Annotated in this window: 25 protein-coding genes, 1 pseudogene and 1 riboswitch; of the genes and pseudogenes, 12 read left to right on the forward strand and 14 right to left on the reverse strand. The window is 60.3% G+C overall.

Annotated features, from left to right (window positions below):
* Positions 1-8: 8 nt before the first annotated feature.
* The 4 genes from CKW11_RS05800 to CKW11_RS05815 form a co-directional block, all read right to left on the reverse strand.
* A complete protein-coding gene (locus tag CKW11_RS05800; RefSeq protein WP_095136818.1) occupies positions 9-950 on the reverse strand; it encodes a MerR family transcriptional regulator in 942 nt (313 codons plus the stop codon).
* The gene (locus CKW11_RS05805) at positions 950-1,912 is read right to left on the reverse strand and encodes a DUF523 and DUF1722 domain-containing protein (protein ID WP_095136819.1); all 963 of its coding nucleotides are present in this window, start codon (positions 1,910-1,912) and stop codon (positions 950-952) included. Before CKW11_RS05805 ends, CKW11_RS05800 begins: the two co-directional genes overlap by 1 nt.
* Positions 1,913-2,126: 214 nt before the next feature.
* Positions 2,127-2,342 (reverse strand): TIGR02450 family Trp-rich protein, encoded by a 216-nt coding sequence (locus CKW11_RS05810; protein ID WP_027612220.1) that lies wholly within the window; start codon positions 2,340-2,342, stop codon positions 2,127-2,129.
* Positions 2,339-3,325, reverse strand: a complete 987-nt coding sequence (locus CKW11_RS05815) for an NAD(P)/FAD-dependent oxidoreductase (protein WP_095136820.1) — start codon at positions 3,323-3,325, stop codon at positions 2,339-2,341. Before CKW11_RS05815 ends, CKW11_RS05810 begins: the two co-directional genes overlap by 4 nt.
* A 197-nt stretch (positions 3,326-3,522) precedes the next feature.
* Here CKW11_RS05815 and CKW11_RS05820 point away from each other — a divergent pair, with 197 nt between their 5' ends.
* A complete protein-coding gene (locus CKW11_RS05820) occupies positions 3,523-4,425 on the forward strand; it encodes a TIGR01777 family oxidoreductase (protein WP_095136821.1) in 903 nt (300 codons plus the stop codon).
* Between the two features lie 13 nt (positions 4,426-4,438).
* A complete protein-coding gene (gene hemH, locus CKW11_RS05825; protein ID WP_095136822.1) occupies positions 4,439-5,464 on the forward strand; it encodes a ferrochelatase in 1,026 nt (341 codons plus the stop codon).
* A 118-nt stretch (positions 5,465-5,582) separates the two neighbouring features.
* On the opposite strand, the gene CKW11_RS05830 is transcribed toward hemH, so the two are convergent.
* Together CKW11_RS05830 and upp are read right to left on the reverse strand one after the other, a co-directional pair.
* Positions 5,583-6,857 carry a uracil-xanthine permease family protein gene (locus tag CKW11_RS05830; protein WP_027612217.1) on the reverse strand — a complete coding sequence of 425 codons (1,275 nt, stop codon included), beginning with the start codon at positions 6,855-6,857 and terminating at the stop codon, positions 5,583-5,585.
* Positions 6,858-6,859: 2 nt separating this feature from the next.
* Positions 6,860-7,498 carry a uracil phosphoribosyltransferase gene (gene upp / locus CKW11_RS05835; RefSeq protein ID WP_003228118.1) on the reverse strand — a complete coding sequence of 213 codons (639 nt, stop codon included), beginning with the start codon at positions 7,496-7,498 and terminating at the stop codon, positions 6,860-6,862.
* 162 nt (positions 7,499-7,660) lie between these two features.
* On the opposite strand from upp, the gene CKW11_RS05840 reads away from it, so the two are divergent.
* The 4 genes from CKW11_RS05840 (at position 7,661) to CKW11_RS05855 (ending at position 9,649) form a co-directional block, all read left to right on the forward strand.
* Positions 7,661-8,218, forward strand: a complete 558-nt coding sequence (locus CKW11_RS05840; protein ID WP_008086142.1) for a hypoxanthine-guanine phosphoribosyltransferase — start codon at positions 7,661-7,663, stop codon at positions 8,216-8,218.
* A gap of 3 nt (positions 8,219-8,221) precedes the next feature.
* Positions 8,222-8,695: a WbuC family cupin fold metalloprotein gene (locus tag CKW11_RS05845; RefSeq protein WP_095136823.1), complete on the forward strand. Its 474-nt coding sequence runs from the start codon at positions 8,222-8,224 to the stop codon at positions 8,693-8,695.
* A 117-nt stretch (positions 8,696-8,812) separates the two neighbouring features.
* The gene (locus tag CKW11_RS05850) at positions 8,813-9,298 is read left to right on the forward strand and encodes a hypothetical protein (protein ID WP_095136824.1); all 486 of its coding nucleotides are present in this window, start codon (positions 8,813-8,815) and stop codon (positions 9,296-9,298) included.
* Positions 9,299-9,361: 63 nt separating this feature from the next.
* Positions 9,362-9,649, forward strand: a complete 288-nt coding sequence (locus tag CKW11_RS05855) for a PA4642 family protein (RefSeq protein WP_095136825.1) — start codon at positions 9,362-9,364, stop codon at positions 9,647-9,649.
* A gap of 181 nt (positions 9,650-9,830) precedes the next feature.
* Here CKW11_RS05855 and mqo read toward each other — a convergent pair whose 3' ends face one another.
* Together mqo and CKW11_RS05870 are read right to left on the reverse strand one after the other, a co-directional pair.
* Positions 9,831-11,339, reverse strand: coding sequence for a malate dehydrogenase (quinone) (gene mqo / locus CKW11_RS05860; RefSeq protein WP_095136826.1), 1,509 nt, complete (start codon positions 11,337-11,339; stop codon positions 9,831-9,833).
* Between the two features lie 707 nt (positions 11,340-12,046).
* Positions 12,047-12,280: a hypothetical protein gene (locus CKW11_RS05870; RefSeq protein ID WP_003228102.1), complete on the reverse strand. Its 234-nt coding sequence runs from the start codon at positions 12,278-12,280 to the stop codon at positions 12,047-12,049.
* A gap of 203 nt (positions 12,281-12,483) precedes the next feature.
* Here CKW11_RS05870 and CKW11_RS05875 point away from each other — a divergent pair, with 203 nt between their 5' ends.
* On the forward strand, positions 12,484-13,068 hold the full coding sequence (locus CKW11_RS05875; protein WP_095136827.1) for a YajG family lipoprotein: 585 nt from the start codon (positions 12,484-12,486) through the stop codon (positions 13,066-13,068).
* 192 nt (positions 13,069-13,260) lie between these two features.
* On the opposite strand, the gene CKW11_RS05880 is transcribed toward CKW11_RS05875, so the two are convergent.
* Positions 13,261-13,467 (reverse strand): hypothetical protein, encoded by a 207-nt coding sequence (locus CKW11_RS05880; RefSeq protein ID WP_027612213.1) that lies wholly within the window; start codon positions 13,465-13,467, stop codon positions 13,261-13,263.
* A 194-nt stretch (positions 13,468-13,661) separates the two neighbouring features.
* Here CKW11_RS05880 and CKW11_RS05885 point away from each other — a divergent pair, with 194 nt between their 5' ends.
* Positions 13,662-13,940, forward strand: a complete 279-nt coding sequence (locus CKW11_RS05885) for a hypothetical protein (RefSeq protein WP_007967709.1) — start codon at positions 13,662-13,664, stop codon at positions 13,938-13,940.
* A gap of 106 nt (positions 13,941-14,046) precedes the next feature.
* On the opposite strand, the gene CKW11_RS05890 is transcribed toward CKW11_RS05885, so the two are convergent.
* Entirely contained in the window at positions 14,047-15,210 is a 1,164-nt protein-coding gene (locus CKW11_RS05890; RefSeq protein WP_177439983.1) for a 1-acyl-sn-glycerol-3-phosphate acyltransferase, read from the reverse strand.
* Between the two features lie 142 nt (positions 15,211-15,352).
* On the opposite strand from CKW11_RS05890, the gene CKW11_RS05895 reads away from it, so the two are divergent.
* Genes CKW11_RS05895 through CKW11_RS05905 form a run of 3 tightly spaced genes read left to right on the forward strand, consistent with a single transcriptional unit; the run spans position 15,353 to position 16,465 of the window.
* Positions 15,353-15,535: a CPXCG motif-containing cysteine-rich protein gene (locus CKW11_RS05895; RefSeq protein ID WP_095136829.1), complete on the forward strand. Its 183-nt coding sequence runs from the start codon at positions 15,353-15,355 to the stop codon at positions 15,533-15,535.
* Between the two features lie 9 nt (positions 15,536-15,544).
* Positions 15,545-15,805, forward strand: a complete 261-nt coding sequence (locus CKW11_RS05900) for a putative signal transducing protein (RefSeq protein WP_025109321.1) — start codon at positions 15,545-15,547, stop codon at positions 15,803-15,805.
* A 36-nt stretch (positions 15,806-15,841) separates the two neighbouring features.
* On the forward strand, positions 15,842-16,465 hold the full coding sequence (locus CKW11_RS05905; RefSeq protein ID WP_095136830.1) for an SOS response-associated peptidase: 624 nt from the start codon (positions 15,842-15,844) through the stop codon (positions 16,463-16,465).
* An 87-nt stretch (positions 16,466-16,552) separates the two neighbouring features.
* On the opposite strand, the gene CKW11_RS29025 is transcribed toward CKW11_RS05905, so the two are convergent.
* Entirely contained in the window at positions 16,553-17,395 is an 843-nt protein-coding gene (locus CKW11_RS29025) for a methyl-accepting chemotaxis protein (protein ID WP_371917864.1), read from the reverse strand.
* 12 nt (positions 17,396-17,407) lie between these two features.
* Positions 17,408-18,754, reverse strand: a pseudogene (locus CKW11_RS29030) (HAMP domain-containing protein); the annotation flags it as partial.
* 203 nt (positions 18,755-18,957) lie between these two features.
* Here CKW11_RS29030 and CKW11_RS05915 point away from each other — a divergent pair.
* Complete coding sequence (locus CKW11_RS05915; RefSeq protein ID WP_095136832.1) at positions 18,958-19,776, forward strand: M48 family metallopeptidase; 819 nt, start codon at positions 18,958-18,960, stop codon at positions 19,774-19,776.
* 198 nt (positions 19,777-19,974) lie between these two features.
* On the opposite strand, the gene CKW11_RS05920 is transcribed toward CKW11_RS05915, so the two are convergent.
* Positions 19,975-20,559 (reverse strand): TMEM165/GDT1 family protein, encoded by a 585-nt coding sequence (locus CKW11_RS05920; RefSeq protein WP_095136833.1) that lies wholly within the window; start codon positions 20,557-20,559, stop codon positions 19,975-19,977.
* 89 nt (positions 20,560-20,648) lie between these two features.
* Positions 20,649-20,771, reverse strand: a riboswitch (yybP-ykoY riboswitch).
* A gap of 40 nt (positions 20,772-20,811) precedes the next feature.
* Positions 20,812-21,810, reverse strand: coding sequence for a class I SAM-dependent methyltransferase (locus CKW11_RS05925; RefSeq protein ID WP_095136834.1), 999 nt, complete (start codon positions 21,808-21,810; stop codon positions 20,812-20,814).
* Positions 21,811-21,837: the final 27 nt, after the last annotated feature.

Here is a 21,837-nt window from a genome sequence, read left to right on the forward strand (position 1 = left end):
GGTTTCCATTAAATCAGCCCACGCTGAACCAGTTCCTGATGTGCCGAGAGCGGGTCTTCGGCCAGGATCAAATCAGCGATCTCAGGGGTTCTTACGGACAACTCGGTCTGGTGGATGCATACCGTTGGTCCGACGAGCATTTTTGCAGTGCCGATGCCATTCAGCAGTTTTGGCAACTGCGCCAGATTCATCGCCTTGCTGGAATACAGCAGCACTCCCCGCGCTTGCAGATGATCGACCGCCAGCGCCAGTTCTCCGGCCGGTAACGGCCAGTCGAACACTTGCACCGGGCAGTCGGCGCTGCTGATCAGCCACGCGCATAGCCACAGGTGAGGTTCCAGTGCCAGGTCCGAGTGATTGATCAGCAGCAACGGCGCAGCGTGTAACTGCCGATTGTTATGGTAGATGCGCGCGCCGAATTTGCTGCGTAACCAGGAATAAAAGAACACACGCTCCATCTGCGCGCCGAACTGGCCTTGCCAGCGCTGCTCGAGTTCGGCCAGCAGCGGCAGGAGCAATTGCTCGCACAGGGTGCGTGGCGGGTACAGGGCCATGGCCTGGTTGATGCTGTCGTCGAGGTTGCGCTCATTGAGCTGGATGACGGCGCCGAGCAAAGACTGGCGCTGCCGTTGCCAGTCGTTCTCCACCGTCTCGGTAAAGGCTTGCGGAGCGTCGAGCAACGGTTTGACCTGACTGACGGCCACGCCTCGGTTGAGCCAGGTCAGGATGGTCAGGATTCGTTGCACATGTTCGCTGGAATACAGGCGATGCCCCTTGGGCGTGCGCTGCGGCACGATCAACCCGTAACGGCGCTCCCAGGCGCGCAGGGTGATGGCATTGACTCCAGTCTGTCGCGCGACTTCGCGGATAGGTAGCCAGCCCTCGTCGAGGGCTTTCTTGAAGTCCGCGCCGAGGTCTTCCTGGGCGCTGCTGTCGAGTTTATCGTTCATCAAATGGCGTTTCGCAGGCTGAGGTTTTCCGGATGCGGCTGCAAGTAAACCTGCCGCGCAATGTACGGATCCGGGTGTTGGCGAAAGTGGTGTTTGAGCAGAGTCAACGGCACCACCAGCGGCACGATGCCGTGGCGGTACTGGCCGATCACATGCTGCATTTCCTGTTTGTCTTCCGGGCTGATCGCCTGCTTCAGGTAGCCGCTGATGTGCTGCAGCACGTTGCTGTGGGTGCGGCGGGTAGCGCATTTCTTCAACGCGCTCATCAACTCGCTGAAATAGCGCGGGCCGAGTTCGACCGGGTCGGTCTGGGCCATGTTGCCCAGCAGTTTGCCCAGGGCTTTGTACTGCTCAGGGTTGTGCGCCATCAGCAGATACTTGTAGCGCGAGTGGAATTCGGTCAGCGCGCGGCGGCTCAGGCCTTGTTCGAGCACCTGTTGCCAGGCGCTGTAGGCGAGCACGCGGGTGATGAAGTTTTCTCGCAACACCGGATCGTTCAGGCGCCCGGCTTCTTCCACCGGCAGGTCAGGGTGCTGCGCGCAGAATGCCTGGGCATAAATGCCACGGCCACCGCCGTTCACCGGCGCGCCGTTGGCGTGATAGACCTTGACCCGCTCCAGACCGCACGAAGGCGATTGCTGCATGAAGATGTAGCCGCAGATGTCATTGAGCTCGCCGGCCATTTTCTGCCCGTAGGCCGCCAGCGGTTCGGTGACATTGATTTGCGGGTTGACGGTGCCGACGGCTTCGGGATTTTCCGTATCCCCGACGAGCCGGATCGGCTCGCGAGGAATGCCTAGGCCAATCGCGACTTCGGGGCACACCGGAACGAATTCGAAATACTCGGCAAGGGTGCGGCTGCACAACCGCGATTCCTTGTGCCCGCCGTTGTAGCGCACTTCGGCGCCCATCAGGCAGGCGCTGATGGCGATTTTGGGCCGGGAAGCAGAAAGATCGGACATGCACACCTCGAATCTATTCCTGTACAGACGCTTATTTCTGTACAACTTTTCCTCAGCATAGATTCATGCGTGTACAAGTCAACTCATTTGTATAAGTTTTTCCGGATTCCCCAATCCCCTGTAGGAGTGAGCCTGCTCGCGATAGCGGTATGTCGGCAGCATTGATGTTGAATGATGCGACGCCATCGCGAGCAGGCTCACTCCTACAGGATCTTTATTGCCAGCCCAGTAACCAGTGATCGTTGTTCTTCAACGTCTGCCAGTCGAGGCGTTCTGCGCGCTTGGTCAACACCGCCTGCAACTCGATCTCCAGCACCGTGCCTTCCTCATCACGGAACAGTTCGGTCACCAGAAAATGCTTTTCGCGGTTTTGCGGGTGAGCTGCTGTCCACTTCGACAGCAGCAGCTTTTGCGGATTGATGCGATTCATTGCAGGTGTTCGTGCAAGCGGCGTGCAGCTTCCTGGCCACTGAGCCAGGCGCCTTCGACGCGCCCCGACAGGCACCAGTCGCCGCAGGCGTACAAGCCCAGATCGGCATCGGCCAGCGTGCCCCATTCGTGGCCGCTAGCAGGGCGTGCGTAGAGCCAGCGATGGGCGAGGCTGAAAGTCGGTGCGGGCATGGCGCTGTGCAGCAGTTCGGCGAAAGCACCGTGCAGTTGCTCGATGACGGCTTCCTTGGACAGGTCAATGTGTTGCCGGCTCCAGGCGCTGCTGGCGTGTAGCACCCAGGTGTCGCACGTGGTGTCGCGCCCCGGTTTGCTGCGGTTGCGCGCCAGCCAGTCGATGGGGCTGTCCTGCACGAAGCAACCTTCGATCGGTGTATCCAGTGGCGTATCGAAGGCGAGGGCGACGGCCCAGGTCGGGTCCATTTTTACCCCGGCGGCGGCGCCAGCGAGTTTTGGTGCGGCAGCCAGCAGTGCGGTGGCTTGCGGCGCCGGGGTGGCGATCACCACATGGCTGAAGGGACCATGAGTGAAGCCTTCGGCGTCCTGCAGGTGCCAGTGCTCTTCCCCGCGAAACACCTCGGTGATGCGGCAGGCGAAGTGCACTTCCAGACCGTCGAGCAAGCCCCGGGTGATCGCACTCATGCGTGGCGTGCCGACCCAACGGGTCTGCTCGTCCGGCGACAGGTTCAGTTGCCCGCCGTGAAAGGTGTAGAGCTGCGGCGTCCATTCGGCGACCCAGCCCAGGTTTTGCCAGCGTTGCACCTCGGTGACGAAACGCCGGTCGCGGGCGGTGAAGTATTGCGCGCCCATGTCCAGAGAACCGGCGTCGCTGCGTTTGCTCGACATGCGTCCGCCACTGCCGCGGCTTTTGTCGAAGAGCTGGACGGTGTGTCCGGTCTCTGTGAGCGCCTGGGCGGCGGAGAGTCCGGCGATGCCGGTGCCGATGATTGCGATAGGTACAGTCATAGGGGCCTCGTTTACCTTTCTGTACAGACTACGCCGTGAATGAAACCTGTACAATTTTGTTTTTTGGTATAACTTCTAGCGTTCTCGTTCTGACAGCTTGGCCTATGGTTAAACAATAGAGCCTGCCCGATAGAAAAGATCCCTGCTTATAAAAATAGACTAGTGATCCGGGTAAAACGCCACGCGAGGAAGATGTCATGCACATATTGCTGACCGGCGGTACTGGTTTGATAGGCCGTCAGCTCTGCCGACACTGGTCGGGGCAGGGCCATCAATTGACGGTATGGAGTCGACGTCCGGAAAAGGTCGCGAAAATCTGTGGCGCGCAGGTGCGCGCGATTGCGCGTCTGGAAGACTTCGGCAACCAGCCGCTGGACGCGGTGGTCAATCTGGCCGGTGCACCGATCGCGGATCGGCCATGGACCCATCGGCGCAAGGCGTTGTTGTGGAGCAGCCGCATCACCCTCACCGAAACCCTGCTGGCCTGGCTGGAAACACGTCAGCAGAAACCGGCGTTGCTGATCTCCGGTTCTGCTGTCGGCTGGTATGGCGACGGCGGTGAACGCGAGCTGACAGAAGAGTCGCCGCCAGTGATCGACGATTTCGCCAGCCAGTTGTGCATTGCCTGGGAGGAAACCGCCCAGCGCGCCGAAGCGTTGGGCGTCCGCGTGGTGCTGGTGCGTACCGGGCTGGTGCTGTCGGCCGAGGGCGGCTTTTTGTCGCGGCTGTTGCTGCCGTTCAAACTCGGGCTGGGCGGGCCTTTGGGCAATGGCCGGCAGTGGATGCCGTGGATTCATATTGATGATCAAATCGCCCTGATTGATTTTCTTCTGCACCGCGATCAGGCGAGTGGTCCTTATAATGCGTGCGCACCGAAACCGGTGCGCAATCGCGAGTTTGCCAAGACGCTGGGCAGCGTGCTGCACCGTCCGGCGTTCATGCCGATGCCGGCCCTGGCGCTGAAGGTCGGGCTTGGCGAAATGTCATTGCTGTTGCTGGGCGGCCAACGGGCCGTGCCGGCACGCTTGCTGGAAGCGGGTTTCACTTTCCAGTTCACGGATTTGCGCGCGGCTCTGGATGATCTCTCCGGCCGCCTTTGAAATAGGACGATGCATGACCGATCACGCCTTGCTTCTGGTCAACCTGGGTTCCCCGGCCTCCACCTCGGTGGCCGATGTGCGCAGCTACCTCAATCAATTTCTGATGGATCCGTACGTGATCGACCTGCCGTGGCCGGTGCGGCGGCTGTTGGTGTCGCTGATCCTGATCAAGCGCCCCGAGCAATCGGCCCATGCCTACGCTTCGATCTGGTGGGAGGAGGGCTCGCCGCTGGTAGTGCTCAGCCGTCGTCTGCAGCAGCAGATGACCACCCAGTGGACCCACGGCCCGGTGGAACTGGCCATGCGTTACGGCGAGCCTTCGATTGAAACCAAATTGTTGCAACTGGTGGCTGCGGGGCAAAAGCGCATCACGCTGGCGCCGCTTTATCCACAGTTCGCCGACAGCACCACCACCACGGTGATCGAAGAAGCCAAGCGGGTGATACGCGAGAACAAACTTGACGTGCAGCTTTCAGTGCTGCAACCGTTTTACGACCAACCGGAATATATCGACGCGCTGGTCGCCAGCGCCACCCCGCATTTGCAGCAGGACTACGATCACTTGCTGCTGAGCTTCCATGGCTTGCCGGAGCGGCACCTGACCAAGCTCGATCCGACCGGCAATCACTGCTTGAAAAACGAGGATTGCTGCAAGAACGCTTCGCCGGCAGTCCTGGCCACCTGTTACCGCGCCCAGTGCATGCGCACCGCCTCCGAGTTTGCCAAGCGCGCGGGCATTGCCGATGGCAAATGGTCGGTGTCGTTTCAGTCGCGGCTGGGGCGAGCCAAGTGGATCGAACCTTACACCGAAGCGCGGCTGGACGAGTTGGCGCAAAGCGGGGTGAAGAAGATTCTGGTGATGTGCCCGGCGTTTGTCGCCGATTGCATCGAGACGCTGGAAGAGATCGGTGATCGCGGCAAGGACCAGTTCCGCGAAGCGGGGGGCGAGGAGCTGGTGCTGGTGCCGTGCCTGAATGACGACCCGCAATGGGCGAAGGCGTTGGCAACCCTGTGTGAACGAGCGCCGCTGGCGCTTTAAAGCCAAAAGCTTCGCGAGCAAGCCCGCTCCCACATTTGATCTTCGGTGCGCTGAAGATCCCCTGTGGGAGCGGGCTTGCTCGCGAAAGCTATCTGTCAGACAACAAGCATCCAGACCCTTAGATCAGCGGCTCATCCGCCTTCTTGTTCTTCCAGCCATCATTGCCCGGCAGAATCAGGTTCAGCGCAATCGCCACCACCGCGCACAGCGCGATGCCTTTGAGGCCGAAGTCGTCCGGGCCAGTACCGGTGCCGACCAGCACACCGCCGATACCGAACACCAGAGTCACCGAAACGATCACCAGATTGCGCGCTTCGCCGAGGTCGATCTTGTGACGGATCAAAGTGTTCATCCCCACTGCCGCGATCGAGCCGAACAGCAGGCACAGAATCCCGCCCATCACCGGCACCGGAATGCTTTGCAGCAGCGCGCCGAACTTGCCGATGAACGCCAGGGTGATGGCGAAGATCGCCGCCCAGGTCATGATTTTCGGGTTGTAGTTCTTGGTCAGCATCACCGCGCCGGTCACTTCGGCGTAGGTGGTGTTCGGCGGGCCGCCAAACAGACCGGCAGCGGTGGTGGCGATGCCGTCACCGAGCAGGGTGCGATGCAGGCCAGGCTTTTTCAGGTAGTCACGACCGGTCACGCTGCCGACTGCGATCACGCCACCGATGTGCTCAATGGCCGGAGCCAGCGCCACGGGAACGATGAACAGGATCGCCTGCCAGTTGAACTCCGGCGCGGTGAAATGCGGCAGGGCGAACCATGGCGCCGCCGCAATCTTCGCGGTATCGACCACGCCGAAATAGAACGACATGGCAAAACCGACCAGCACCCCGGAAATGATCGGCACCAGACGGAAGATGCCTTTACCGAACACCGCCACGATCAACGTGGTCAGCAGCGCCGGCATCGAGATCATCATCGCGGTCTGGTAGTGGATCAGCTCGGTACCATCCCCAGCCTTGCCCATCGCCATGTTCGCGGCAATCGGCGCCATGGCCAGACCGATCGAGATGATCACCGGACCAATCACCACCGGCGGCAGCAGCCGGTCGATGAAACCGGTGCCTTTGATCTTCACGGCCAGGCCGAGGAAGGTGTAGACGAAACCGGCCGCCATCACGCCGCCCATGGTCGCGGCGAGGCCGAACTGGCCCTTGGCGAGAATGATCGGGGTGATGAAGGCAAAGCTCGACGCGAGGAACACCGGCACCTGACGCCCGGTGACGATCTGGAACAGAATCGTCCCCAGACCCGCAGTGAACAGTGCCACGTTTGGGTCAAGGCCGGTGATCAGCGGCATCAGCACCAGGGCGCCGAAAGCCACGAACAGCATCTGGGCGCCGGACAGCACCGTGCGCCAGAGCGGATCGTTGAACTCTTGCTGCATGCTCACGCGTCCTTCTGCTTGGTACCGAAGATCTTGTCACCGGCATCGCCAAGCCCTGGGATGATGTAACCGTGTTCGTTCAGACGTTCATCGATGGAAGCGGTGTAGATGGTCACGTCCGGGTGAGCCTGTTCCACAGCGGCAATGCCTTCCGGCGCGGCAACCAGCACCATCGCACGGATGTCTTTGCAGCCGGCTTTCTTCAGCAGGTCGATGGTCGCGACCATGGAGCTGCCGGTGGCGAGCATCGGGTCGATGATCATCGCCAGCCGTTCGTCGATTTCCGGAACCAGTTTTTCCAGATAAGTGTGTGCTTGCAGGGTTTCTTCATTGCGGGCAACGCCCACGGCGGAAACCTTGGCACCCGGGATCAGGCTCAGCACGCCTTCGAGCATGCCGATGCCGGCGCGCAGGATCGGCACGACGGTGATCTTCTTGCCGGCGATTTTCTCCACCGACACAGTGCCGCACCAACCTGCGATATCGTAGGATTCGAGCGGCAAATCTTTTGTAGCTTCATAGGTCAACAGGGCGCCGACTTCCTGAGCAAGCTCACGGAAATTCTTGGTGCTGATATCGGCGCGGCGCATCAGGCCGAGTTTATGGCGGATCAGCGGGTGGCGGATCTCGAGGATGGGCATGGAAAAACTCCGGCGGCGGGCAAAAAAACCGGCCTAGATTAATCTATCCGAGGGTGATGTCCTATAGGACATTGAGTACGTTAGTCCATTAAGGCTTGATTCGACCTCACGGGATGCGTACCTTTGCCCGCTTTTCCGAAAACATCCCCCCTGGAGAGCGCCATGTCCGCTGATCTCGAGCATATCCGTCAAATCATGCGAGAGGCTGACTGCCTGTACACCGAAGCTGAAGTCGAGGCGGCCATCGCCCGCGTCGGTGCACAAATCAACGAACAACTGGCCGATAGCAACCCGGTGGTGTTCTGCGTGATGAACGGCGGCCTGATCTTCTCCGGAAAACTGCTGACTCACCTGCAATTCCCGCTGGAAGCGTCCTACCTGCACGCGACCCGTTATCGCAACGAAACCAGCGGCGGCGACCTGTTCTGGAAAGCCAAGCCGGAAGTCTCGTTCATCGACCGCGACGTACTGATCATCGACGATATCCTCGACGAAGGTCACACCCTGGGCGCGATCATCGACTTCTGCAAACACGCCGGCGCGCGCAAAGTGCACACCGCCGTGCTGATCGACAAGGATCACGACCGCAAGGCGCGTCCTGACCTGAAAGCCGATTTCGTCGGCCTGCCGTGCATTGACCGCTACATCTTCGGTTACGGCATGGACTACAAAGGCTACTGGCGCAACGCCAACGGGATCTTTGCTGTTAAGGGAATGTAATCAATGAACACACCGGGCTTTCTTGATCAAACGCTATTCGCTGAATTGGCCGAGAAAGCTGCGGCCAGTCCCCGTGGGCGCCAGCACCACAATTTTCACCAGATGGAAGAGGCCTGTCATCGCATGGCGGTGGGCCTGCAACCGAGCACTTATATTCCTCCGCACCGGCATTTGGGTGAGAACAAGGCGGAAACATTGCTGGTGCTCAAGGGGCGACTGGGGCTGCTGATTTTTGACGAAACCGGTGTCGTGGTGAAAAAACAGATTCTTCAGGCCGGTGGCGAGTGTGTCGGTGTGGATCTGCCGACGGGCATCTTCCATGGCCTGGTGGTTCTGGAAGCCGACAGTCTGATGTTCGAGTGCAAGGCCGGCCCTTATCGTCCAGTCGGAGAGGGCGAACTTGCTCACTGGGCCCCGCGAGAAGGCGCGCCCGGTGTGGCCGAATACCAGGCCTGGATGCGCGCACAGTTCGATTGATCCGGGGCTGGATCAAAAAAGGTGCAGGTTGCTGACAACGCGACCTGCGCCTTTTTTGCTTTGCAGGACTGCGTGAAACCCGGCTAGAGTGCTCGGCCCCGCCCCCCGGAGCCTGTCATGAGCCTTCTGTTGCGCAGCCTTGCCGCCCTGTTGCTGACCCTCAGCCTGCCCCTGGCCGCCGCTCCGGCGCCGATGCACAGTCAATTTCTGCCGCCGGACGACCTGACCCTGCGCGATGCCGAACCCGAGCAGCAACAACTGCTGCAGGTCACCGATTATTCGGTGGTGGTCGGCGCACAACGCCAGTCCAACCAGCAGCCGATTCCGGTGACTTCTGCGTTGATGATCCGCCTCAAGGGCAAGTCGTTGAACAAAGGAGCGACCATCACTCAGGTGCTGGTCAATTTCGATGGCGAAAGCAAAAGCCTGAAAAAACCGGTTTATGACGACAAGAGCAAAACACTGACCCTGTTTTATCCGCTGGCCCAATACCGGGTGGTGATCGATCTGCTGCGCAACGACACCGTGTATGTGCAGTTCCTCAGTTACGCCAACGGACACATCTGGGCCGATCTGCACACCGGAGCCGTTCGTTCGCGTTGAGCCTGGTGGCAGGGCAGGGGTAAACTGCCCGCCCCGTGTAATGTCTGCGAGCTGGAGTCGGCAATGCGTAAAGATAAGAAACAGGTGATTGGTGACGAGATTGGCGATGAGCAGATCAAGCTGTTCCTCGATTTTGAACCGGTCGACGCCACTTCGCCGTCGCTGCACAAACTGATCAAGGCCTACCGTGGCCTGCGCATCGACGATTTCGAGCGCTTCCTGACGTTCTTCGTCGCGGCCGGTTACGACGTGGATGGCAAGGATGAGCACGGCAAGACCTTCGTTGACCTGATCGCCGATCAGCGCAACGCTCCGGACTACATCGAACTGATCGAAAAAGCTCGCGCCTAACACCATCCCTGTGGCGAGGGAGCTTGCTCCCGCCGGGCTGCGCAGCGGCCCCAAACTCTTGTGAGCGCTGCGCACTCAAGCGGGAGCAAGCTCCCTCGCCACAGAGGTCAGTGTTTCAAATACTGGCCATAAAAAAACGCCCCGCACTCAATGAGTACGGGGCGTTTTTTATGCCGCAAGATCAAGCGAAGCTTGGGGTCTCGCTGCTTTCTTCAACCAGTTCCAGCGCGATGTTGTTCTGCGTGTTGATCTTGCGATACAGCGCAGCATCGGTTTCCAGAACCTTCTCGCGGGCCGGGAAGATCTCCGCCAGTTTGGCCGCCCACTCACCCTTGGCCTTGGCCGGGAAGCATTTCTCGATCAGTTCCAGCATGATCGAAACGGTCACCGACGCACCTGGGGAAGCGCCGAGCAGGGCGGCGAGGGAGCCGTCTTTCGCCGCGACCAGTTCGGTACCGAATTGCAGGATGCCGCCTTTTTTCGGGTCTTTCTTGATGATCTGTACCCGCTGACCGGCCACTTCCAGACGCCAGTCTTCGGCTTTCGCCTCCGGGTAGAAACGGCGCAGGGAATCCAGGCGCTGCTCCATCGATTGCATCACTTCGCTGACCAGGTACTTGGTCAGGTCCATGTTGTTTTTCGCCACCGCCAGCATCGGCCCGATGTTGCCGGCGCGCACCGACAGCGGCAGGTCCATGAAGGAACCGTGCTTGAGGAACTTGGTGGTGAAACCGGCGTATGGCCCGAACAGCAGGGATTTCTTGCCGTCGACTACACGGGTGTCCAGGTGCGGCACGGACATCGGTGGCGAACCCACTGCTGCCTGGCTGTAGACCTTGGCCTGGTGGTGCTTGACCACTTCCGGGTTGTCGCAACGCAGCCACTGGCCACTGATCGGGAAGCCGCCGAAGCCTTTGCTTTCTTCGATGCCCGAAGCCTGCAGCAGCGGCAGGGCCGCGCCGCCGGCGCCGAGGAAGACGAACTTGGCGTCGACTTCACGGCTGGCGCCGCTGTTGACGTCCTTGATGCTGACGGTCCAGCCGGCGCCGTTACGCTTGAGGCCGGTGACGCGCTTGCAGTATTTGACCTGGGTGTCCGGTGCGCTCGTCAGGTGCTTGAGCAACTGATTGGTCAGGGCGCCGAAGTTGACGTCGGTGCCATTCATCACGCGGGTCGCGGCCAGGACTTCGTCCGGCGAACGGCCCGGCATCATCAGCGGCATCCACTCGGCCATCTTCGCCTTGTCTTCGGTGTACTCCATGTCGGAGAAGGCGTGATGCTTGCTCAGTACGTTAAAGCGTGACTTGAGGAAGGACACGCCGCTGTCGCCCTGGACGAAGCTCAGGTGCGGCACCGGGCTGATGAAGGATTTGCACGAGCCGAATGTGCCTTTCTTGGTCAGGTACGACCAGAACTGCTTGGACACTTCGAACTGGGTGTTGATGTGCACGGCTTTCTTGATGTCGACGCTGCCATCAGCGGCTTGCGGCGTGTAGTTCAGCTCGCACAGGCCGGCGTGGCCTGTACCGGCGTTGTTCCACGGGTTGGAACTCTCCGCAGCACCGGAATCCATCAGCTCGACGACTTCCAGCTTGATCGCCGGGTCGAGCTCTTTGAGCAGTACTGCCAGGGTGGCACTCATGATGCCGGCCCCAACCAGAACTACGTCGACTGCTTCGTTATGCGCCATTTAACGCGTCTCCAAAATCTGCAGCACCAAATTGTCGGCATGGCTGCCAGGCGTTCCGGGACAGGTCAGTGATGTCCAGGCTATCCATGGTCAGGTTCGCCATGTCCGAATCTTCGCAATTTTTCGCAACTTCGACGGATGTATGCGGCTTGGCTTTCAAGAGCTCCATGAACTCATTTCAGCACGCAGCTGGCAATTCGACTTATGGTCGAGACAATCCGTTTTGTGCAACCAAATCCGTAGCGGACAGGCTTCAGGCTCCGATGTTCGAGGTATCCCCGGTCCTGTGTCGTTGGGCTGTTTCAGACGCTAATGGTGCATGTTCAGACGCAAAACTTTTCATTTGCTCGCCACACTCTTGTGAAGTTGTGAAAACCCGTTTTTTTCACGCTCTTTTGAAGACGTGAACCTCAAAAAGGGCTGTCCAGGCCTGGCACCTTGCCCGCAAAGGCAAAACAACGCGGTGGCCGAGCGTCATGACAGCTCTGCAGATTCGCGAAAAGCGGGGTTTTGCCGGAAGAACAGGCAAGCGCGCCAACTTCACTCGATCTGTGTGGGCGGCTCTCTGTGGGCGATTTTGATGGCTAATGCTGGGCATTGCCGGTGTTGCGGGGCCCGATCAGGAGACGTCCTTATAATCGGGGGGAGATTGTATCGAAGAAATGCGGGCAGTTGGTCGTGTTTAATGACTTTTATTAGGCATCCGGTCAGATGCTCAACATCGCTTGCACGCGTGCGCGGGGCTGCGACGGTATGACGCGGGCGCTGGCGGGCAGTGGCTGGTGCAGCCAGTTGAGACGGATTTCTTCGATTTCCACCCAGCCATCGCCCATCGGTTGCAGGCTGCACTGCTTGAATGCCTGGCAATGACCGTTGCGGTCGAGCAGGGCAAAGCTGCGGTGCAGCGGACGTGGGGCGAACAACGAGATCAGATAGCGCATGGCGAGTACCTTGTTGGGGACTGGTTTGAAGGTTGCCAGGCGGCCGTGACGCCAACGTGTATGGGCGGTGAATAATCTGTGACAGGAACCGCATTCCCACGGCCGGGTCAGACATTTGAGTATTCACTGTCGGGTGCTGGTGACCCGCAGTGGCCCACCGCTATACTGCCGGCCTGTTTGTGCCTGATTCTGGAGAAAAGAGCATGTTGCAACGCCTGTTGTTCGGTTTGATCACTGTGACCAGTTTGACCCTGGTTGGCTGCGCCCACAGCCCGCAACAACTGAGCCCGGAACCGAAGCTGACCACGCAGTTGGCCCCGGTCGGCCATGGCCAGCAAGTGGTGGTACGCGTGGTTGACGGTCGTCCGTCGCCAACCCTCGGCACCCGCGGCGGCCTGTACCCGGAAACCAGCGCGATCACCGTGCAGCGCGAGCAGATCCTGCCCAAGTTGCAGGCTCAGGCTGAAGCCGCCGTGCGTCTGCTTGGCTTCACCCCGACCAGCAACGGGATGACCGCGCCGCAGCTGACCGTGACCCTGACCGAGCTGAAGTACCAGTCGCCGAAAGAAGGCATGTACGTGACCGAAGCCACCATCGGCGCAACCTTCCGCTCCGACGTGCAGAGCGGCAACCGTCGCTACAGCGGCCGTTACGGCGCTTCGCTGGACCAGCGCTTCGGCATGGCGCCGAACCAGGAAACCAACACCAAGCTGGTCAGCGACGTGTTGAGCGACGCGTTGACTCGCCTGTTCAAGGACCCGACCGTGGGTCAGGTGCTCGCCGAGTAAGCTGTCCGGCTGATGTGAAAAAGCCCGGCGCCAGTGATGGCTCCGGGCTTTTTTGTGGCCACACAATTTGTCTGAATACTCATACAACTGTGGGAGGGGGCTTGCTCCCGAAAGCGGTGGATCAGTCAACTCAGAAGTCGACTGACACTCAGTCTTCGGGAGCAAGCCCCCTATCACAGGGACAGGCGGGTGTCAGGCGGCCTGGGAGTAGAAGTCGAGCACGCTCACGCCCGTCAGCAGGTCAGTCTCCGGCAAATCCGCATGCTGATGCCCGCCGAGGGCGCAATACACCAGCCAGTGGCGGTCCTGAACATTGAAGGCAAGGCTGCCGACGAGGCTCTGTTGTTCGTCGGTCGGGGTGATGAGGTACAGACGATCCTGGTTTTCGGCGTGAAGCATGTCGCGTTCCATGTGTGTTTCGAGGCGCGCATGGTGGCCGATGTAAATGACGATGCCGTGACACAGGACAGCCATCGGTCGATTGTCAGGTTATTTGTCGCAAAGGGTAGGGCAGTGGCGGAGTGTTTCGGTAGAATCCGCGCCGCGGTCGTCGATCCGGCGGCTGCCACACCGATTCAGTTCCGAGGTCTGTGATGTCGCTGCACTTGATGACGCTGTTTACCGCCCATCCCGCCAAATTGATCAACCTGCTGGCGCTGGCCCTGGCCTTCCCGGGCAGTTGGTTGCTGCACGCGACCCGCCGCCGTGAACAGCGCGCGATGGCCAGCATCGCCGCGCAGCGTCAGGCTCAACCGAATGCCGAGCCGATTCTGGATTGGGCGACGTTGCGCATGAACCGCTTTTTCTACCGCTTCGGTTTTGCCTGCCTTGGTCTGGCCCTGATCGTTTCCTGGATCAGCACCCGCTTCTAAAAGCAAAAGATCGCAGCCTGCGGCAGCTCCTACAGGGTGTACATCATTCCCCTGTAGGAGCTGCCGCAGGTTCGGGCCGCGTTCGGACGATCTTTTGATCTTGCCGTTACAACGGCAATCCAGCCTTCACGCGGTACTGATTACGCACCGGCGTCGCATATTGCAGCACCAGATACGGACGGTGCTCCTCAGGGCAGGCGTCCAGGCGGCGCTGCCATTCTTCCTGCGCCTTGGCCAGTTCGTCGGCCGGGAACACCTCGGCTGCCTTCGGCACGTTCAGTTGCGGATCGGCATCGGCCCACATCGCATACGCCAGGTAATGCACCGGGAACAGGCGATAACCGCCGAGAATCTGCTTGTCCATTTCGACCGCCAATTGCTTGGTGTCTTCGAACAGCTCGGTGATCGGCGCGGCAAAGTTCACGTGCACCCGGCCCTTGTAGCCGGTGATGCCCTTGGCGATGCTCACGTCATCCTCGCCTGGCGCCTTGGCGTAGGTGCCGGTGGTGGCGCGGATGTACAACTCGCGGGCCTTGGCCTGGTCGCACGGGTCGTATTCGTAGCTGATCGACACCGGGGTCAGGTTCAGCGACTGGATGACCTCGCCGAACGGTTCGTCCTTGCGGCTCATGTGGAACATCTTGAGGATCGCCGACTCGGTACGGTCGTCGCCGTCCTTGGCCCGGCCCTCGGCCTGAGCGATCCAGATCGAGGCGCAATCGTTGCGGATCGAGTGGTTGATGTACGCCGACAGTAATTGATACGCCGCCATCTTCTCGCGACGCCCGGTGATCGAGCGGTGCACGATGAAGCTCTTGTTCAGGCGCATCAGGTCGCTGACGAAAGGCTTCTGCAGCAAGTTGTCGCCGATCGCGATGCGCGGGGTCGGCAGGCCGGCGTGGTACACCGCGTAGTTGACGAAGGCCGGGTCCATCACGATGTCGCGGTGGTTGGCGATGAACAGGTAGGCGCTGCCGGACTTGAATTGCTCGACACCGGTGTAGGTCACGCCATCAGTGGCGCGCTCGATGGTGTGGTCGACGTAGAACTCGACTTTGTCCTGCAAAGTGGCCACGGAGGTCACGTCGGCAAACTCACGACGCAGCCGATGGGCTATAAGTGGTTTGAGCATCCAGCCGAAGGCACCGGCAAAACGCGGGAAGCGGAAGTGGGTGAGGATATCTAGAAACGCCTTGTCGCCGAGCAGTCTTGCCAGTACCGCAGGTACTTCGCTGTCGTCGTAAGGTCGGATGGCATCGAATTCGCCCATCATGCTCTCTTGTTGGAAACGGCTAGGGTAAGTAAAGGTTTTGATCGAAAACCAACGGGGCACGGTCTGAAAAGGTAGCCAGACAAAAATAGCCCTGCAAATAGACCGGCGATTATACGCACAAGTCACCTGGGAGACCGCGATGCTGGAAAGCGCTGAATACGAATGTCCTTATTGTGGGGAAACGGTCGAGACGACAGTGGATCTGTCTGGCGGCGATCAGACCTACATCGAGGACTGTCAGGTGTGTTGTCGACCGATCACGTTTGTCTTGCAGGTGCATGGCAAGGACTGGTTTCTGGAAGTGTTCAGCGAAAACGAATGAGGGGCGCTCATGCAGCGAATCTACGAACCGGAAAACCTGATGGAAGGCGAGATGCTCAAGGGCATGCTCGCCAGTGAAGGCATCGAGGCGCATCTGGTGGGCCGGGATCTGCTCGGCGGTACCGGTGAATTGCCGATCTTCGGCCTGCTCGGCCTGTCGGTCGATAACGATCAGGCCGAATACGCCCGCGAACTGATCACCGCGTACAATGCCGCGCTGCCGCTGCCAGGCGATGAACCGGAGAGCTTCCCCGGGACGCTGGTCTGTTAGGCTGACGTTCGTTTTATTTCTGAGTCGTGTTGCCCCATGTGTGGACGTTATGCCCTGTTTCGCTGGAACCGCGACTTCGCGGCCCTGCCCGGATTTCCCGCCGATCAGCAGGCGCAGTGGAACATTTCCCCCAATGATTCGGTGTTGATGCTGCGTGCCGAGGCCGACGGCCAACGCACGCTGGCCCGCGCCCGTTGGGGCCTGACACCGCCGTGGCTGACCGATCTGTCGAAAACACCAGCGCATGCCCGGGCGGAAACGGTGGCCGAGCAACCGATGTTCCGCGAAGCGCTGCGCCTGCGTCGCTGCCTGCTGCCGGCCAACGGTTTTTACGAATGGCGCGGCAACCTGCGCAAGCGCCCGTACTGGCTGACGCCGGGGGAGGGTTCGTCGCTGTTCTTCGCGGCGATCTGGGAGGCCTATCCGGTGCAAGAGCAGGTGTGGCTGAGTACGGCGGTGATCACCCAACCGGCGGCCAGTCAGCGCCGACCGTTGATTCTCGATGAGGCGGGGCAGGCGGCCTGGCTCGATCCCGCGACGCCGCTGCATGTGCTGCAGGGCTTGCTCGCCAGTGAGCCGGCGGGGTTGCGCGAGCGGGTGCTGGCGAATCTGGTCAATGATCCGAAGCTCAATGGGCCGGAGTGTCTGACCCCGGGTTGATGTGAAAAGCGAAAAGATCGCAGCCTGCGGCAGCTCCTACAGGATCGGTGCAGGAGCTGCCGCAGGCTGCGATCTTTTGATCTTGCTCTAAACCTTGAACTGATTGATCAGCCGCCGCTGCTGCTCCGCCAATTTAGTCAGGCCGGCACTGGCCGAACTCGACTCATCCGCACCACCAGCCACTTCATTGGCCACCTGGCCGATATTGATCACGTTGCGGTTGATGTCATCCGCCACCGCACTCTGTTCTTCCGCCGCACTGGCAATCTGCGTGTTCATGTCGTTGATCACCGATACTGCCTGGGTAATCGTCTCCAGCGCCTCGGCCGCTTTCGCCGCGTGCTGCACGCTTTCGTCAGTGCGGTGCTGGCTGTCTTCCATGACCCGCACCACATCGCGGGTGCCTTGTTGCAGTTGCTGGATCATGCTCTGGATTTCTTCGGTGGCTTTCTGGGTTTTCTGCGCCAGATTGCGTACCTCGTCCGCCACCACCGCAAAGCCGCGACCTTGTTCGCCGGCCCGCGCCGCTTCGATCGCCGCGTTCAGCGCCAGCAGGTTGGTCTGCTCGGCGATTCCGCGAATCGCGGTGAGGATCGCGTTGATGTTTTCACTGTCCTTGGCCAGCGTCTGCACCACCTCCACCGCTTTGCCGATTTCCACCGCCAGCACGCCAATCGAATTCGAGGTATCACGAACGATCTGCATGCCCTGGCCTGCGGCCTGATCCGCATGGCTGGCGGCTTGCGCCGCCTGGGTGGCGTTGCGCGCCACGTCCTGGGCAGTGGCGGTCATTTCCTGCACGGCGGTGGCAACCTGATCGATCTCGGCCATTTGTTTCTGAATGCCGATGTTGGTGCGAATCGCGATGTCGGCAGTGTGTTCCGAGGAATCGCTGACGCTCTGCACCGACGTCACCACCTGGGTGATCATCGCCTGCAACTTGGCGAGGAAGGTGTTGAAGCCCTTGGCAATCGAGCCCAGTTCATCGCTGCGATCACTGCTCAAGCGACGGGTCAGATCGCCCTCACCTTTGGCAATGTCATCGAGCATGGCGACCATCTGCTTCAGCGGTCGGGCGATGCCGTGGCCCACCAGCCAGATCACCAGCAGACCGATGGCGGCAATGATCAGGCCGACCATGGCCATGCCGAAGGTGTCGGACTTGCGTTGCGCATCAAGGTCGGCCTGAAGTTTTTGCAGATCCGCCATCACCGCGTTCAACGGCAGTTGCAGCATCAGCGTCCAGCGCGCGTCGGTCTGGCCGATGCCGAACGGCAGGTACAGCTCGATGCGGCCCTTGTCCTTGTTGACCGAGTAGGTGACTTCGCCGCGTTTGAGATTGGCCATGTTGGCGATCTGCTCGGCGTCGAGAATGTCGCTGACCTTTTCCCCGAATTTGCTGGTGTCCTTGGTGTAGGCGACGATCCGGCCGTTGCCGCCGATCAGGGTCATTTGCCCGGCGCCGCCGTACAGCTTCTGGTTGGCGCCGAGGAGCATTTCCTGAATGAAGTTCACCGACAGGTCGGCGCCGACGATGCCCTGGAATGCGCCGTTGAGCATGATCGGCTCAATGAACGAGGCGAGCATCACGATCTTGTCGCCGACCTTGTACGGCGCCGGATCGATCACGCAGGGCTTTTTCGTTTCCTTGGAGCACAGGTAGTACTCACTGGCGCGCACCCCGGTGGACAGGGTTTTCTGATCGTCGACATCGGCCAGTTTGTCCACGCCCAGACTGCCGTCGGTATTGCGGAACCACCACGGCAGGAAGCGTCCGTTGGCGGGATCGATACCGATCACGGCGCTGCCGATGTAGGCCGCGTCATTGTGGTCCAGTGCGTTTTTTTCCCAGCCGATGTAGGTGCCGAGAATCTTCGGATTCTTTTCGACGTTTTCCTTGATCAGGCTGATCAGTTGCTCGCGGCTCATGCTCAGTCGCGGCTGGCCATCGGCACCCGGTGTGCCGAGCAGCGCGTTGACCCGCACCAGTCCGCCGGCAATCAGCAACGGCGCTTCGAGTTCGCGCTGGATCTGGCTGACCTGGGTCTGCGCCAGCGAGGTCAGGCGTTGTTCGATGACTTGCTCGAACTGCGCCTGGGTGCGCTGTTGCACCATTTCCTGGGTGCGGGCGCCGGAGAACAGCGCGTACAGCACCAGCGCAGCGACCACGCTGAGGACGATGGCGCCAGCCAGGGCGGCGACGGAAAACTGGATCGACTTGAACTTCATGGGAGCTCCGCACGCAAGAGGACGTCTGCGCTGTTGTATCGGCAGCAGGCATGGCGCCATGAGCGTTGAGCGAAACAAACGGCGGAGGATGTCGCAAATGGATCGGTGCGCGACGCAGCGGCAGCAGGCTTGCCGGTTGCTGTGAATTTTTTACGACAGCAGCGGTGGGAAATTTCCGAAAGACCCTGCAACACGTCTGTTGTATCTGGCGCCGATACAATTACCCGCCTAGGATACGCGGCAGGTTTTCAGGGAGCTTTTGAATGAACAAGACATTGGTTGTAAGTGCACTGAGCGCAGCACTGTTGCTGGCCGGTTGTCAGTCGGTCAACACCACCAGCGGCGGAGCCGTGGGGGTGGAGCGCAAGCAGTACATGTTCAGCATGCTGTCCTCGCAAGAGGTCGACCAGATGTATGCCCAGTCCTATCAGAAGACCGTCGGCGAAGCGTCGAGCAAAGGCGTACTGGACAAGACCAGCCCGGAGGCCAAGCGGGTTCAGGCAATCGCCAACCGGCTGATTGCCCAGGCACCGAACTTCCGTCCGGATGCGGCGCAATGGCAGTGGGAAGTCAATCTGATCAAGAGCGACGAGCTCAACGCCAACTGCGGGCCTGGCGGCAAGATCATTTTTTACACCGGACTGATCGACAGCCTGAAGCTGACCGACGATGAAATCGCTGCGGTCATGGGCCATGAAATCGCCCACGCCCTGCGCGAGCACGGTCGTGAAGCGATGTCCAAGGCTTATGGCATTGAAATGGCCAAGCAGGGTGCCGGTGCGTTGTTCGGTCTGGGTCAGGACAGTCTGGCGCTGGCCGACACCGTGGCCAACTACGGCATGACCTTGCCCAACAGCCGTGCCAACGAAAACGAAGCCGACCTGATCGGTCTCGAACTGGCCGCTCGTGCCGGGTACAATCCGAATGCCGCGATCACCTTGTGGAACAAGATGAGCAAGGCGTCAGAAGGTTCGCCACCGGAGTTCATGAGTACTCACCCGGCATCGACCAGCCGAATCGCCTCGCTGCAGGCGGCGATTCCGAAAGTCATGCCGCTGTACGAGAAAGCCCCGAAGTCCTGATCAGAACCCTGGCAAGGCGAACTTGATTTTGTGGCGAGGGAGCTTGCTCCCGCTGGGCAGCGAAGCGGCCCCAAACCCTGCAATCGCGGATTAACAGTTAAACCGCATTGGCAGGGTTTGCGACGGCTGCGCCGCCGAGCGGGACGGTGCGACGATTCGACAAGCTCCCTCGCCAGAATGATGTGAAAGGCTCAGGGGTTAAACCCAGCCACTGCTCTGCATCGCCTTGTACACCGCCACGATCGCCAGAATCAGGAACGCCGAAGCCGCCAGGCGACGGATCAAGGTCAGTGGCAATTTCTCCGCCGCAAAGTTACCCGCCAATACCACCGGCACGTTGGCAATCAACATGCCCAGGGTGGTGCCGATAATCACCAGCCACAGCTCAGGGTATTGCGCCGCCAGCATCACGGTGGCGATCTGCGTCTTGTCACCGATTTCCGCGAGGAAGAAGGCGATCAGCGTGGTCAGGAAGGGGCCGAACTTGCGTGCGGTGCTGGCTTCATCGTCGTCCATCTTGTCCGGAACCAGCGTCCAGAGCGCCGTGGCAGCGAAGCTTGCGGCAAGAATCCAGTGCAACACCGAATCGGAGAAGAAGCTGCCGAACCAGGCACCTACCGCACCGGCTGCCGCGTGGTTGGCCAGGGTCGCAGCAACGATACCGGCAATGATCGGCCAGGGTTTGCGAAAGCGAGCGGCGAGAATCAGCGCGAGCAGTTGCGTCTTGTCGCCGATTTCGGCCAAGGCAACGATTGCGGTGGGAACGAGTAACGAGTCCAGCATCAGGATTTTCCTAAGGGGCGGGTCGACACGGCTATGACACGTACAGCCTTCCCGCCCCGGGTAAGGTGTGCGTGTCATAGGTCTTGTCAAACCCTGCGATCCGTCTGGTGCGGACGCTTGGGTCGCATACGCCATGATCTGAGGATCAAGTATGTTGACGTATGCCGGACGAGCTTGGCGCTCGTGGGAGACTACTCCCCTAGGACGGAGCGGATTCTGCCTTCGCAAAACCGATAGAGCAAGAACAAATTTTCAGCCGCGCTTGGCCCGGTAAATCCGGAAACCATTGCCTTCGGCCTTGATCGCGCACACGCCCAGATGCTCTTCGATCAGTGGCTGATACTTCAGGAAGCTGTTCGCAACAAGGCGCAGTTCGCCGCCGTTTTTCAGATGTTTGGCCGCTTTTCGCAGCAAGTTTTCGGTGGCGAAATAATCGGTGTGCACGCCGACATGGAACGGCGGGTTGCTCAGAATCGCGTTCAGACCCATCGGTGCAGCGTCGATGCCGTCACCGGTCAGCACTTCGGCTTCCAGACCGTTGGCCGCCAACGTCAGGCGACTGCTGGCGGCGGCGAAGGCATCGACGTCGAGCAAGGTCACCTGATTGTGCGGATAACGACGTTTGACCGCCGCGCCCAAAACTCCGGCGCCACAGCCGAAATCCAGCAGATGACCGCTCGGCAGTTTGTCCAGATGCTCCAGCAGCAGGGCGCTGCCGCGATCCAGTCGGCCATGGCTGAATACGCCCGGCAGGCTGATAACTTTAAGCGGGCCTTCGGCCAGCGGCAGCTCATAAGTCTGCGCCAGGCTTTCCAGCGATTTTGCTTGCGGCGCGTTGGCCACGGTGACTTGCCACAGCTGGCAATGGCGCGCGCTGTCGAGCTTGCGCGGCTTGCCGAACGGATTGAGCTGCTTGGACGCACCCTCGATGCCGCTGCGTTTTTCCCCGACCAGAAACACCTCACGCCCGGCCAGACGTGCGGCCACCGCGTTGAGGATGTAATCGGTCAGATCCTTGGACTTGGGCAAAAACACCACGGCGCTGTCGAACTCGCGCTCCGGCACGTTTACGCCGAAATGGCTACGACCTTCGAAGCGCGCATCGAGAGCGGCTTGATCGCCGGCATGCCAGCACCAGCCGAACGCATTGGGCAGGCGCCCGAGCAGATCGTCGGCAGGCAAACCGGCCAACAACAGCGAACCCTGGAATAACTCGGCCTGACGAAGCAGTACTTCACTGCGCGGATCCATAACTGCTCCTTGGAAAAAAAGTGCCGC

Source organism: Pseudomonas sp. Irchel s3a10, assembly GCF_900187525.1.
Lineage (GTDB): Bacteria > Pseudomonadota > Gammaproteobacteria > Pseudomonadales > Pseudomonadaceae > Aquipseudomonas > Aquipseudomonas koreensis_G.